General features: G+C 64.4%; 16 protein-coding genes. All 16 read left to right on the top strand.

Going from position 1 to position 11,874, the window contains the following annotated elements; translation table 11 throughout:
* Nucleotide 1: 1 nt before the first annotated feature.
* The 16 genes from V5F67_RS11865 to V5F67_RS11790 all read left to right on the top strand — a co-directional run bounded on the left by V5F67_RS11865 (nucleotide 2) and on the right by V5F67_RS11790 (nucleotide 11,866).
* Nucleotides 2-1,051: a DUF7146 domain-containing protein gene (locus V5F67_RS11865; RefSeq protein ID WP_394017650.1), complete on the top strand. Its 1,050-nt coding sequence runs from the start codon at nucleotides 2-4 to the stop codon at nucleotides 1,049-1,051.
* 320 nt (nucleotides 1,052-1,371) lie between these two features.
* Complete coding sequence (locus V5F67_RS11860) at nucleotides 1,372-2,307, top strand: DUF2493 domain-containing protein (protein ID WP_086089423.1); 936 nt, start codon at nucleotides 1,372-1,374, stop codon at nucleotides 2,305-2,307.
* A 177-nt stretch (nucleotides 2,308-2,484) separates the two neighbouring features.
* Nucleotides 2,485-2,928, top strand: coding sequence for a hypothetical protein (locus tag V5F67_RS11855; protein ID WP_086089424.1), 444 nt, complete (start codon nucleotides 2,485-2,487; stop codon nucleotides 2,926-2,928).
* Between the two features lie 575 nt (nucleotides 2,929-3,503).
* Nucleotides 3,504-3,827: a DUF736 domain-containing protein gene (locus tag V5F67_RS11850; protein ID WP_394017651.1), complete on the top strand. Its 324-nt coding sequence runs from the start codon at nucleotides 3,504-3,506 to the stop codon at nucleotides 3,825-3,827.
* A gap of 214 nt (nucleotides 3,828-4,041) precedes the next feature.
* Nucleotides 4,042-4,254, top strand: a complete 213-nt coding sequence (locus tag V5F67_RS11845; protein WP_086089427.1) for a helix-turn-helix domain-containing protein — start codon at nucleotides 4,042-4,044, stop codon at nucleotides 4,252-4,254.
* Between the two features lie 164 nt (nucleotides 4,255-4,418).
* Nucleotides 4,419-4,682 carry a DNA -binding domain-containing protein gene (locus V5F67_RS11840; RefSeq protein ID WP_086089428.1) on the top strand — a complete coding sequence of 88 codons (264 nt, stop codon included), beginning with the start codon at nucleotides 4,419-4,421 and terminating at the stop codon, nucleotides 4,680-4,682.
* 140 nt (nucleotides 4,683-4,822) lie between these two features.
* Nucleotides 4,823-5,119, top strand: a complete 297-nt coding sequence (locus V5F67_RS11835) for a transcriptional regulator domain-containing protein (protein ID WP_394017652.1) — start codon at nucleotides 4,823-4,825, stop codon at nucleotides 5,117-5,119.
* The gene (locus V5F67_RS11830) at nucleotides 5,043-5,642 is read left to right on the top strand and encodes a DNA -binding domain-containing protein (RefSeq protein ID WP_509210662.1); all 600 of its coding nucleotides are present in this window, start codon (nucleotides 5,043-5,045) and stop codon (nucleotides 5,640-5,642) included. Before V5F67_RS11835 ends, V5F67_RS11830 begins: the two co-directional genes overlap by 77 nt.
* 139 nt (nucleotides 5,643-5,781) lie before the next feature.
* Nucleotides 5,782-6,063: a helix-turn-helix transcriptional regulator gene (locus tag V5F67_RS11825; RefSeq protein ID WP_394017653.1), complete on the top strand. Its 282-nt coding sequence runs from the start codon at nucleotides 5,782-5,784 to the stop codon at nucleotides 6,061-6,063.
* 11 nt (nucleotides 6,064-6,074) lie between these two features.
* Nucleotides 6,075-6,953 (top strand): replication initiator protein A, encoded by an 879-nt coding sequence (locus V5F67_RS11820; RefSeq protein WP_086089432.1) that lies wholly within the window; start codon nucleotides 6,075-6,077, stop codon nucleotides 6,951-6,953.
* 238 nt (nucleotides 6,954-7,191) lie between these two features.
* Nucleotides 7,192-7,446, top strand: coding sequence for a ribbon-helix-helix protein (locus V5F67_RS11815; protein ID WP_120265346.1), 255 nt, complete (start codon nucleotides 7,192-7,194; stop codon nucleotides 7,444-7,446).
* Complete coding sequence (locus tag V5F67_RS11810; protein WP_086089433.1) at nucleotides 7,443-7,952, top strand: DUF2840 domain-containing protein; 510 nt, start codon at nucleotides 7,443-7,445, stop codon at nucleotides 7,950-7,952. Before V5F67_RS11815 ends, V5F67_RS11810 begins: the two co-directional genes overlap by 4 nt.
* Nucleotides 7,949-8,494 carry a S26 family signal peptidase gene (locus tag V5F67_RS11805; RefSeq protein WP_394017654.1) on the top strand — a complete coding sequence of 182 codons (546 nt, stop codon included), beginning with the start codon at nucleotides 7,949-7,951 and terminating at the stop codon, nucleotides 8,492-8,494. The genes V5F67_RS11810 and V5F67_RS11805 overlap by 4 nt, the downstream gene beginning before the upstream one ends.
* Nucleotides 8,495-8,539: 45 nt before the next feature.
* Nucleotides 8,540-8,875, top strand: coding sequence for a DUF736 domain-containing protein (locus V5F67_RS11800; protein ID WP_086089435.1), 336 nt, complete (start codon nucleotides 8,540-8,542; stop codon nucleotides 8,873-8,875).
* 251 nt (nucleotides 8,876-9,126) lie between these two features.
* Complete coding sequence (locus tag V5F67_RS11795) at nucleotides 9,127-9,867, top strand: lysozyme family protein (protein ID WP_086089436.1); 741 nt, start codon at nucleotides 9,127-9,129, stop codon at nucleotides 9,865-9,867.
* 259 nt (nucleotides 9,868-10,126) lie between these two features.
* Complete coding sequence (locus V5F67_RS11790; RefSeq protein ID WP_394017655.1) at nucleotides 10,127-11,866, top strand: relaxase/mobilization nuclease domain-containing protein; 1,740 nt, start codon at nucleotides 10,127-10,129, stop codon at nucleotides 11,864-11,866.
* The last annotated feature ends 8 nt before the right edge of the window (nucleotides 11,867-11,874 follow it).

Below are 11,874 nucleotides of genomic sequence, written 5' to 3'. Positions count from 1 at the left end.
CATGCCGGGACATGCGGCCGAACTGGCACGCCGTCTCGCGCGCGAGGCCGAGGCGGTGTGCCGGCACTATCTCTCCAGTGGTCGCCGCGAAGGCCGCTACTGGATGGTCGGCGACGTCAACAACACGCCCGGGCGCTCGATGTTCGTGCGCCTCAGCGGCCCTGAATCCGGCAAGGGCGCTGCCGGCAAGTGGACCGACGCCGCGACCGGCGAGCATGGCGACCTGCTCGATATCATCGGCGCGACTTGCGCGCTCGACGACTTCCGCGACATCGAGACGGAAGCAAGGCGCTTCCTGAGCTTTCCGCGACCGCAACATGAACTCGCGTTGAAGCGGCGTCTGACACCAGCTCCGGTCGGATCGCCGGAATCCGCCCGGCGCCTGTTTGCCATGTCGCACCCGATTCCGCGCACACTCGTGGAAACGTACTTGCGCAATCGTGGCATCACGGCTTTGCCCGAAACCGGAAATCTCCGTTTCCACCCACGCTGCTATTATCGTCCCGATCGCGACATGCCGACCGAGACCTGGCCGGCGATGATCGCCGCCGTTACCGATCTCGACGGCCGTATCACCGGCGCGCACCGGACCTGGCTCGATCCGAACGGCTTCGACCCCACCACGCTCGGCAAGGCGCCGATCGACTCGCCGCGGCGCGCGATGGGCCATCTGCTCGGCAACGCGGTGCGCTTCGGTGTGGTGCGCGACGTTGCGGCCGCGGGCGAAGGCATCGAAACCATGCTGTCGCTTCGCTGCGTCCTGCCCGACATGCCGATGATGGCCGCGCTCTCGGCCGCTCATCTCGCCGCCATTGTATTTCCGGCGACGCTGCGCCGGCTCTATATCGTGCGCGACAACGATCCGGCAGGCGACGGCGCGATGGCCAGTCTCTTCGACCGTGCCCACGCGGCACGAATCGACGCGGTGGTCTTGTCGCCCCACGGTGACGACTTCAACGCCGATCTGCGCCGCTTCGGCACCGATGCGCTACGGATGGCCGTGCGGGTTCAACTCGTGCCGGAGGACGTCGCACGCTTCATGCGTCTGTGAGATGTGGCCGGAACGGGTGACCGGCGCGTTGCCGCTGTGTCGGCGTGTGAAGGCGCTTCCGTCGGAGAGGGCCGGGCCACGGCCTTCTTGCGAGGGCGACCGTGCGGCAAGCGGCCCGGGCCGGCAATGGCTGCGGCCGGCTATTTTCCGCCGGCGCTACGCGCCTTTGCATCGCGAAGCAAAATAGCCGTCCTCCGCCATCCTCCGCTTCGCTCCGGCCGCTGCGCCTCGCGCCGCGGTGCAGGTCCGGTCCGCCCGCCGCCCTGTGTCGCCATGAAGGCCGCGATGGGCGCGGCCGATCCGACAGAAGGAAGCACCTCATGACGACCGACTATGACGACACCGGCTACGAGTCGCACGCCGCATCCGCCACCGACACCATCCTCACCGAACTGCAACTGCATGGCTATCGCCCCTTCCAGGACGAGCCCGATCCCAGACCGCTCCCCGAAGCGCGTAATGTCGCCGGTGCCGTCGCCGACATCTTCGATGCGCTCGTGGCAACCCTGACCGACACTCGCCTCGAACCGGACCTCGAAGACTTTCTGTGGTCGACCGTCAACCTCTTCCATCGCGCCAATGGCCGGATCGAGCGCCAGCTCGACGACAACGAGCAGGCGCAGCGGCGCTGCCAGCGTGAACAGGACGGCTCCGAGATCCGCTCCGTCGAACTGGAGCGCCTCACGGCCGAGGGCATGACGCTGGTCGAACGGCGCAACGTGATGGAGTTCTTCCGCGATCAGGCCGCGGAGCACTTCGCGCGCCACACCGGATCGCATTGGCATCCGCGCAACGGATCGATGGTCAACCATCGCACCTTGACCGCGGCGATGATCGATAGCCGCGACTTCATCGCAGCCAAGCGCCGGGCCGAAACCGAAGTGATGCTACCGGCCGGTCCGAAGATCGCCTTCACGGGCGGGCTCGACTTCAACGATCACCGCCTGATCTGGGATCGTCTCGATCAGGTCCGCGCCAAGCACCCCGACATGGTGCTGCTGCACGGCGGATCGCCGAAGGGCGCCGAACGCATCGCCGCCCGCTGGGCAGATCACCGCAAGGTGCCGCAGATCGCATTCAAGCCCGACTGGACGAAGCACGCCAAGGCTGCGCCGTTCAAGCGCAACGACGCGATGCTCGAAGCGTTGCCGATCGGCGTCCTGGTCGCACCGGGCTCGGGCATCCAGGAAAACCTAGCCGACAAGGCGCGCCGGTTCGGCATTCCGGTCTGGAAACTCGGAAAGAGCGGCGCGTGAGCGCCGCCGCTTCAATCGCAGGGACTCTCGCGCTCGCGAAACGCATGTCGCGACGAAACATGGCGATGGAGCCGATCCATTGCTGTCGTTTCGCGCGAATTCTGCTATTCTGCCGACCGCGCCGTGGAGGTGGTGGAAGGCGCAACCCATGTCATTGTTGTCACGGGAGGATCCACCATGCTCGCACTCGGCATCGTCCTCAACATCATCGGCCTCGGCTTCTTCTGCTGGGTGCTGTTCACGCTCGCGATCTACGCGCTGCCGTTCTTCGTCGGCATGACGGCTGGCCCTTACGCACACGGCGTAGGCGCAGGCCCGTTTGGCGCAATCGTTCTTGGCCTAGTCGCGGCTGCCTTCACACTTGTCATCGGCCAGACGATCTTTTCGATCGTCCGCACGCCCTTTCTGCGGATCGCGGTCGCACTGATGTTCGCGGTGCCGGCTGCGCTTGCCGGCTATTATGCAACGTTTGGGCTCTCCGGCCTCACCATGACGTCCGATCTCTGGCGGCAAGTCTTCGCCGTAATCGGCGCGATCGTGATCGGCGTGACGGCCTGGACGCGGCTTGCGGCATCTCCCCCCGACGGCTCCAGCGGGCATGGAAGACCGGCACTGTCGTAGTCCGGCGACGCCGCTACCTAATGAGTCGAGTGCTGCGCCGTGTCGCTCAGTGAGGGTACTGATCGGAGCAAAGCCGAAGCAGGGTGCTTTCAGGCCTGACGTGACAGTGAGTGTGCGGCCGGCGGATCGCTTGTCGCCGCGGCGCGCCGGGCTCCGGCGGACTGATGTTGCGATGGCCGGGCGTTCTTTGCCGCCGCGTGTCTTGGGGAATGCGAGACGTCGCCTGCAGCAGGGCAGAGCGATTTCAGCATCGGCGCGCGCGTGGTCTCGTGGTGGTGACGTTCGCTGGCTTCTCCTTGCACTATTCCTGTTTCGAGCAGCGCGTCCATTCGGGTCTCTACGATGGCCAGACCTGGCCGGACAACGGCTGCGCCTCGCTCGACTAGCCGCAATGCCGGCATTCAACTTTCTTCCCCTGGGCTTCGCCCATTCCTCGCGAGACAAGAAAGTTGCCTGCCTGGCATCCTCCGCTGCGCTTCGGTCCTTCGGATGCGGCGTCGATCGTCTCCGGCCTGTCGGTCGCCATCGAGACCGCGATGGTCGCGGCTCGGCAACAGAAAGCAAGGAGAACTATCATGGCGAACATCGGCACCTTCACCAAGACCGAGCAGGGCTTCGTCGGCGAAATCGTCACGCTCAGCTTCCAGGCAAAGAACGTCCGCATGGTCCCGGAGAGCAACGGCACCAACGAGAACGCCCCGAGCCACCGCGTCTATGTCGGCCGCGCCGAGATCGGCGCCGCCTGGGCCAAGCGGTCCACCGAGGGCCGCAACTACCTGTCGGTCAAGCTCGACGACCCGAGCTTCAACGCGCCGATCTACGCGAACCTCTTCGACGACGAAGACGGCGAGAGCTACACGCTCATCTGGTCGCGCGGCCGCAAGGCCAACGTCGACTGAGCCAGCCTTCCGACACCCCGCCCGGACCGCCGGGCGGGGTTCTGGCATGGCGTCGCGACGCCTCGCTCAGGCCGCCGGGCCCCGACATCGGCCCGGGGGGTGGGCGTCGACGCTCAACCAGACGCTCGGATTCCACGTGCATTAAACTCGCCAGCCCGACGAATACCTAGTATACTGGGTGGCAGTATATTAGTGATCCGGCGACGTCTCCCGCATGCGATTGCGCGAGACCGTGGCCAGAAATTTGCGCCGGCTGCGGCAGGCTAAAGGCCTGTCGCAGGAGGAGCTTGCCGATCGTGCAGACATCAATCGCAACTATGTCGGAATGCTCGAACGCGAACAGCATGCGGCAACGATCGACATGCTGGAAAAACTCGCCGACGTCCTTGAAACGGATCCCGTGGAGTTCTTCCGGCGCGGAGCGTGAGGTCGGGGGCGACCCAGGTCCGCATTATAAAATACGCGGTCTGCTGGGCGAGCATGGCTCGATATCATTCGGCGATAGCGTAATGCCGCCTACGTGATGCCAGCGCGAAATCAATTCCGGTTGGCTAATTTCTGGTAAATAAGGATGAGCGCACGAGTAAACCTGTGACCATTACCCCCTTCGAAGACTGTCCTCCGCAGCTTGATCGCGTCAGTTCCTATGACGAGAAACATCTGGCGAGCTACATCCGGCTGCTGGATGCCGAGGCCGAAGGCGCGGATTGGCGCGAGGCCGTCTCGATCATTTTCGGCCTCGATCCCAACAAGCATCCGGAGCGCGCCAAGCTCGTGCACGATAGTCATCTCGCACGCGCACACTGGATGAGAGATAAAGGCTATCGGAATCTCCTCGAACCGCGCATGCAATAGCCCTCGCGTGCAGCGCACGCCGAGGTCAAACCCGACGCTATCGCGTCATTCAATCTTAATATCTAGCTGACGTTGCAATCCTCTCAATACTCAACGATTGCGATCCGTACCAAGGATCAGTCGATGGGAGGGTAGTAATCATGCCACCTGCGTCCGACTGGCGATCTGCGAGCACCGCCGAAAAACTCATGAGCCTCGATCGCCCGCAATTCGCCGCCGAGTTCCTCCGCCGCAATCACGACTACAGCGAAGATTACCGCGTCACACAGGATCAGATCGCGTCAGGCGTCGTCGAGCATGCCGCCGGAATGGACAGGCTCGCACGACGTTGGGGTTTGAGTTTTCGCGCATGCCCCCGACATCGCTGCCTGGAACTCGCCTTCCATATGGCGACCAGAAAGTTCGCCATCCGCTGTTATTATTGCTCCCGCGCCTGAGACCTTCATCGCGGCGCGAACCATCCGTCTCGAAGATCTCTCGCCGATCCTGGCGAGCGTGACGACCGGCGATGGCCGTCATCTTCTCCTCGCTGACGCCGACGGCTATCATCAGGTCTGGTTCGTCGGCGGTCATCATGCGCGCGGCAGCAGTTTCATCATCCCCCGCGATGACGACCGCGCCGCGCGCATGCATGCCATTCAGCGTTTCGAGCGACGCCTGGCCGGCGAGCGGTCCGGTCCCCTGATGCGCAGCTTGCAGCTCTCGGTGCATCAGCGCAGCAGGTTCACGCTCCAACTCCGCGCGCTCGATGGTGTTCGGGATGGCGCGTCGCGTCGTGAGATCGCAGCGGTCCTTCTCGATCCGCAAGCGCGCGATATCCCCGCCATCGAATGGACTAACGCAGCACTGCGCAAGCGCATCAACCGCATCATCGCGCGCGCCACGCTTATGACAAACGGCGGCTATCTCGCGCTACTGCGCGGCGACGCCAAACGTGCGAGGCGCTTCCGCCGGCGCTAGCCGCGACCGCCCCGCCGAGCTCTCGGGCGCCAAACGAAGGGGACACTTCAGGAGGCCTCCTGGGGCGGGTCTCCCCCACGACGCCGATCTTCCGTCACGCTTGCCTCCGATCCGTTGCCTTGTCCGGCAGCGGCCGCCAATGACCCGGAGGCTCATCTTGGACACTTCTCCTCCTCGCGTTACGCCCCGTTTCTTGCGCACGCACGATGCCGCGGCGTTTCTCGGTCTCTCCGGACGCACGCTTGAGAAACATCGTTGCACCGGCACAGGCCCGATCTTCCGAAAGCTTGGCGGCCGCGTCGTCTACGCCATCGATGACCTCGAGACCTGGGCCGCCGAGCGCGCCCGCAACTCCACGTCCGATCCCGGCCCGCAGCCGTCCTCTCGCTCGGCGCGAGCCACGCCGTCGCGTAGCCGCTGACGGGTGTTCGCATGCGACGTTCCATCGACGACGATCATCAACTCGAACTCTTTCGCGCCAGGCCCGGCGATATGCCGCCGCGCGACGCGCAAGACCTCATGTCATGGCCGTTCTTCTCACTCGCCAAGACGCCGCGCGTCCGGCCCATCGACTTCCACATGGGGGACGTCACGATTGTCGTCGAAGCGACGCACGAACACGGCATGGCGACAATCTGGGACGCCGACGTGCTGATCTGGGCCGCGTCCCAAATCGTCGATGCGCGCGACCGCGGATTGCGCACATCACGGCTGATGGCTGCGACGCCATATGAGATTCTGAGCTTCATCGGACGCGGCGACTCCGCACAGAACTACGAGCGGCTCAAGGCCGGCCTCGATCGTCTGCAGTCGACAACCGTCGCCACCTCGATCCGTCAACCGACAGAACGCCGGCGGCATCGTTTTAGCTGGATCAACGAATGGAAGGAGCGTGCCGACAGCGCCGGCCGGCCGCGCGGCATCGAACTGATCCTGCCGGACTGGTTCTACGCCGGCGTCATGATGGAGGCGCTCGTCCTCACCATCGACCGCGAATATTTTGCACTCACCGGCGGACTTGAGCGCTGGCTGTACCGTCTTGTGCGCAAGCATGGCGGACGCCAGCGTCATGGCTGGATCTTCGACTTCCGGCACCTTCATCTAAAGTCCGGCAGCCTCTCGCCTTACAAGCGCTTCGCATTCGAGCTGCGCGACATCGTGCGCCGCCAGCCGCTGCCCGGCTACCAACTCGCCTGCATCGCCGGCGCCGAAAACGCGCCGTGCCTGAGCTTCCAGCCCGTCACCAATCCATTTCCGTCCGCACCACGCCTGCGCACGCCGCGGCCGCAACACGATGGGGATAAGCTGTGAAAAGAACCGTCCTATCAGGAACCCGAACACCCGTCCTATCGGGAACCGCAAACCCGTCCTATCAGGAACCCAAATCGTGCTTAACCCGCGAAGCACGCTTGCGAAATCACCCGCCTAACTTCTCTAACAGAGAATCCTTCGGATTCTTGCTAACGGCGGGCATCCGTTGCGGATTGCTAGGTGCAGCCACTCGCAACGACGTTGCCTCGCTGAGCAATGCAGAGTTCGCGGTGACGCCATGACCCGGCGACCGCGCAAAACCAAACTCAAGTTCTGGCCAGTCGACGTCAAGCGCCGGACCAAACGACGAAAGCCTCCGCGCCAGGCTCGGCGCAAGCGCAATGCCTTCTCGGCAAGACTGACCATCGACATCACGCCTGACCTGCGCGCCCGCATCAAGATCACGGCATTCGAGCGCGGCGTCACCGTCGCCTACATGCTGCGTCTCCTCCTGCTGAAGACCTTTCCTCGCGCCAGGGGAGGCCGGCGATGAAGGGCGTCACGATCACGGATGTCTCGCGCGCGCATGACACAGACGGCAGTCTCACCTTGGTCGAGTTGACCTGGCTTAAACAGCGCATTGAGAACCGCGTCCGCTTCGGGCATCCGGCAGGACAGCAGATCCTGGACCGCCATCGCCGCGTCCTCAGTTTCACTGCTGGAAGCATCTTCTGCTTCGTGCGGTGGGCAGCCAACGATTACGGCACCATCCTCTCGCGTGCCGACATTGTGCGCGCGATCGCTCCCGGCGCGCGTTACCAGACATTGCCGTTTGTGCGCCCCGGCGGCGACATCCTCCTGCGCATGGACGGTTGGCCCAAGGTCGAGCGTGTGCTGCATGCCGTTGACGCCGTCGAGGCGCTCGGCATCGATCCGGCCGATGTTGCGCCGGACTACTGGCAGCACGTCCACAACCGACTGTCCGTCAACGAGACGCCGCGCAATTACACGCGCACACGTCATCAAGCCTGGCTCAAACGGCGCGAGGTCGGCTCATGACCCGCATCGCCACGCTGCTCGCAACAGCGCTGTCTACGGTCACGGTCGGCGCGTCGGCATTCGTCGATCCGCCGATAGACCTGATCTGGAACGCCAGCGCCAGCGCGCCGATCGGCCTCTACACCGTGCAGCCGGCCGACAATCTCGACGTCACCGATCTTGTTGCGGTGGCGGCGCCGCCACTCATCGCCGAGTTCATGGCCGATCGCGGTTATCTGCCGATGGGTGTGCCCATGATGAAGCGCGTCCTGGCGCTTCCAGGCCAGACTGTCTGCCGCCACGGCCTCGACATCGTCGCCTATGGCTCGACCATCGGCCACGCCCGCGAACGCGATAATGCCGGCCGCAAGATGCCGGTCTGGCAAGGCTGCCGCCGCATCGGCGATGACGAACTGTTTCTCATGAACTTCGATGTCCCGGACAGCGTGGACGGCCGCTACTTCGGTCCGTTCCCGCGCGGTTCGGTCATCGGCCGCGTACTGCCCGTCTGGACCGACGAGGCCGGTGACGGCCGTTTCCAATGGCGCGCCGCCAGACGTTGACGCCGTGCCGAAAGACTCAACCTCACCAACAGAAGGGACCATGACATGGCGCAAATCGGCAACTTCATCCGCACCCGAAACGGCTTCTCCGGACGTCTGCGCACGCTCTCGCTAGACATCGAACTGACCATCGTGCCGGCCGATCATTCAGACACCGAGAACGCCCCGAATTACCGCATTCACGCCGGCGACGAGGAGGGACCCGAAGTCGGCGCGGGCTGGACGCGCACCGGCGAGAAGGCCGGTGAGTACGTCGCCGTGCAGATCGACGATCCTGGTTTCCCGCAGCCGGTTCGCGCCAACCTGTTCCAGTCCGGCAGCGATCGCTCCGCCTTCCATCTGCTCTGGACGCGTCCGAGCAAACGCGAGACGCGGAGCTGATCCGTGTCGCCGATGCGTGACCGGGATGTCGGACATCCGCGCACCACGCGTGAAACTGCCGTCATTCCTCTGTTCGCGAAAAGCGCGACTCATTCCTCCGTCCCGCTCAAGGCTCACGCGGCCGTCGCGCACAGCGGCGGTCAAGGGCGGCCGCAGGCCGGCGCTCGCGCCTTGCCCTTGACGGCCGCGAGCACGATGGCATCGGCCGGTTGCTTAGCGGGCGGAGGAGCTTTGTTCATGGAGCATACGTTATGGACCTTCTTACGCTCGTGACCGCGTGCGCGCTCACTGTCGATCCGAAGTTAATGCATGCGCTGGTCTGGCACCATTCGGGCGGCGAGCCCTGGGCGATCTCAATGCCGGGCGAGGCAAACCCGCGTGTGTATCGAAACATGCGTGACGCGATCCGTGAAACGCGGGAATTGTCTGTCGACAGTATCGTGCGCGTCGGTCTCGCCGGCGTGTCCGTATCTCCATCGCGAGTCTCCGCGTCGGTCCTTTTGCCGTGCCGCAACGTCGCGATGGCGGCATCCCAACTCACCAAGCTCGCCACTCGTTGCAAAGCTCATCCGCGCTTCAAGACCGATCCGAATCTCTGCGCCGTTGCAGCCTATCGTGGCTCGTGGGATCGGCCGGACGTCAAGTTCGCGACCGACGTCGCGGCGACGGCGGCGAAGGGCGATGCACCGAACTTCGACATGCCGCGCGGCACGAGCACTGAGATCTTCGATACGGCTGATGACGCGCCGTCCGACACCGGGACGCCCATCGTCGACATCACGACGACATTCGCCGACCAGGCGCGTAGCTGGTCGAGCGCACTCTTCCCGACGAAATCCAAGCCTCCGACGGAGGGATCGGAGCACATCCCAACGGCGGCGCCATCGGCACCTGAACCGCCATCGTCCGGTTCATCTGCCACGTCTCCATTCAAGAGCAATCCGCAAGATCGCGACTTGTTCGTGCGTCGCATCGGGACCGGGCGTCCATGATGAAGCGTATCGCAGGCCATCGTCAGACAGCGAAGACCGGCGCACGAATGTGTGTAAGCGGGGAGGAGAGCGGCAACACGACCGTTGGAGGGCAAGATAAAAGGCCGCGAGGTGCGGCCCGGTTGGGGGACGGTCGGGGCATTGTTTCTGCACACGTTTCACCCCGCACACTGCGACGTGCGCGAGCATGGCGCGACATCGCGCACGCGAAGATTCCGCAATCTCTTCAACGTATATCGCACATCGCGGAGCATTCGCGATGAGCAACGAGGATGACTTCCGCATCCGCCCCGGCAAAATCCGCTCGCGTCCGAACATGCAAGCCAAGCCTTTCATCGCCCAGGCGCTCGCTGCCGCCGAACGTGCCGGGGGCCATGTTACCAGGTCGAGACGGATCACCGCGCCGCGACGTTCCCGCTTCGGCCGTGGCCGCGCCGCCAGCGTGCGGGCGAACCGACTGGTGACGTCCCGTTCGCGCCTTGCCACGGTTAAGACCCGCATCGTCCGCAACACCCGCGCCCGCGCGACGCTTCGGGCACATCTCAATTACCTGCGCCGCGAGGGCGTGACGCGAGACGGCGAGCGGGCACGTATGTTCGGTGCTGAGACCGACGACGCCGACATGAAGGCGTTCAGCGAGCGATGCGAAGAAGACCGGCACCACTTCAGAATCATCGTGTCGCCGGAGGACGCGGCGAACATGTCGGACCTGAAAGCGTTCGCGCGCGACCTGATGCGACAGGCGGAGAAGGACCTCGGCACGAAACTCGACTGGGTCGGCGTCGATCACTGGAACACCGACAACCCCCATGTCCACATCATCATCCGTGGCCGCGCCAGCGACGGCAAAGACCTCGTCATTGCGCGGGAATACATCAGCGAGGGAATGCGGGCGAGGGCGCAGGATCTCGTCACGCAGGAACTAGGGCCGCGCTCCGACCTCGACATCCGGCGCAGCCTCGAGAGCCAGGTGGAGTCCGAGCGCTGGACACGGCTCGATCGCCAGCTTGTCCGGGATGCAAACCGGCATGGCATCATCGACGTTGCGCCGATTGCGGGCAAACAACCCGACGAGTACCTCCCGCAGAAGGTCGGCCGTCTGTGCAAACTGGAGTCGCTCGGGCTTGCAAACCAGATTGCACCGGGACAGTGGATGATTGCCGACGAGGCTGAGTCCACCTTGCGCGAACTGGCCGAGCGCGGAGACATCATCAAGCGCATGAACAGGGCGCTCACCGAGCGCGGCCTCGAACGCGGCGCGTCGAGCTATGTGCTGGCTGGCGAGAGCCTCGCCGATCCCATCGTCGGGCGTCTGATTGACCGCGGCCTCGATGACGAGTTGAAGGCCTCTGCCTACGCCGTCGTCGATGGTACCGATGGGCGGACCCATCACATCAAGCTTGCCACCCTCGATGCCACGGGCGATGGCCCGACAGGATCAATCGTCGAACTGCGCCGGTTCGAGGATTCCCACGGCCGCGAGCGCGCTGCCCTTGCGGTGCGGTCCGACCTCGATCTCGATGCGCAGGTGAAGGCGTCAGGCGCGACCTGGATCGATCGGCAGCTCATCGCGCGCGATGCAACACCCCTCGGAAACGGCGGGTTCGGCGCCGAGGTGCGCGCCGCGATGGAAAGCCGGGCCGAGCATCTGATCGAGCAAGGTCTCGCTCGCCGGCAGGGGCAGCAGGTCATCTACAGTCGCAACCTCATCAACACGTTGCGGCAGCGTGAACTCGATTCCATGGGCGAGAAGCTCGCGACTGAGATGGGAATGCCGTTCCGGAAGACGGCGAGTGGTGAGTATGTCGCCGGCCTCTATCGTCAGCGATTGATGCTCGCGTCCGGCCGCTTCGCCATGATCGACGACGGTCTCGGCTTCCAGCTCGTGCCTTGGTCGCCGTCGCTGGAACGCAATCTCGGTAGGCATGTCTCAGGCATCGCCCGCGCCGATGGCGGAATAGACTGGAGTTTCGGGCGACAACGCGGATTGGGACTTTGATCCTGCGG

This window comes from Xanthobacter pseudotagetidis (assembly GCF_043194795.2).
In the GTDB taxonomy this organism is placed as follows: domain Bacteria; phylum Pseudomonadota; class Alphaproteobacteria; order Rhizobiales; family Xanthobacteraceae; genus Xanthobacter; species Xanthobacter tagetidis_A.
This window is presented reverse-complemented; position numbering and strand designations above follow the sequence as displayed.

Excerpts from the sequence above, each read along its gene's own strand:
- V5F67_RS11865 (WP_394017650.1), top strand. The coding sequence starts at position 2 with ATGCCGGGACATGCGGCCGAACTGGCACGCCGTCTCGCGCGCGAGGCC.
- V5F67_RS11860 (WP_086089423.1), top strand. The coding sequence starts at position 1,372 with ATGACGACCGACTATGACGACACCGGCTACGAGTCGCACGCCGCATCC.
- V5F67_RS11855 (WP_086089424.1), top strand. The coding sequence starts at position 2,485 with ATGCTCGCACTCGGCATCGTCCTCAACATCATCGGCCTCGGCTTCTTC.
- V5F67_RS11850 (WP_394017651.1), top strand. The coding sequence starts at position 3,504 with ATGGCGAACATCGGCACCTTCACCAAGACCGAGCAGGGCTTCGTCGGC.
- V5F67_RS11845 (WP_086089427.1), top strand. The coding sequence starts at position 4,042 with ATGCGATTGCGCGAGACCGTGGCCAGAAATTTGCGCCGGCTGCGGCAG.
- V5F67_RS11835 (WP_394017652.1), top strand. The coding sequence starts at position 4,823 with ATGCCACCTGCGTCCGACTGGCGATCTGCGAGCACCGCCGAAAAACTC.
- V5F67_RS11825 (WP_394017653.1), top strand. The coding sequence starts at position 5,782 with ATGACCCGGAGGCTCATCTTGGACACTTCTCCTCCTCGCGTTACGCCC.
- V5F67_RS11820 (WP_086089432.1), top strand. The coding sequence starts at position 6,075 with ATGCGACGTTCCATCGACGACGATCATCAACTCGAACTCTTTCGCGCC.
- V5F67_RS11815 (WP_120265346.1), top strand. The coding sequence starts at position 7,192 with ATGACCCGGCGACCGCGCAAAACCAAACTCAAGTTCTGGCCAGTCGAC.
- V5F67_RS11810 (WP_086089433.1), top strand. The coding sequence starts at position 7,443 with ATGAAGGGCGTCACGATCACGGATGTCTCGCGCGCGCATGACACAGAC.
- V5F67_RS11805 (WP_394017654.1), top strand. The coding sequence starts at position 7,949 with ATGACCCGCATCGCCACGCTGCTCGCAACAGCGCTGTCTACGGTCACG.
- V5F67_RS11800 (WP_086089435.1), top strand. The coding sequence starts at position 8,540 with ATGGCGCAAATCGGCAACTTCATCCGCACCCGAAACGGCTTCTCCGGA.
- V5F67_RS11795 (WP_086089436.1), top strand. The coding sequence starts at position 9,127 with ATGGACCTTCTTACGCTCGTGACCGCGTGCGCGCTCACTGTCGATCCG.
- V5F67_RS11790 (WP_394017655.1), top strand. The coding sequence starts at position 10,127 with ATGAGCAACGAGGATGACTTCCGCATCCGCCCCGGCAAAATCCGCTCG.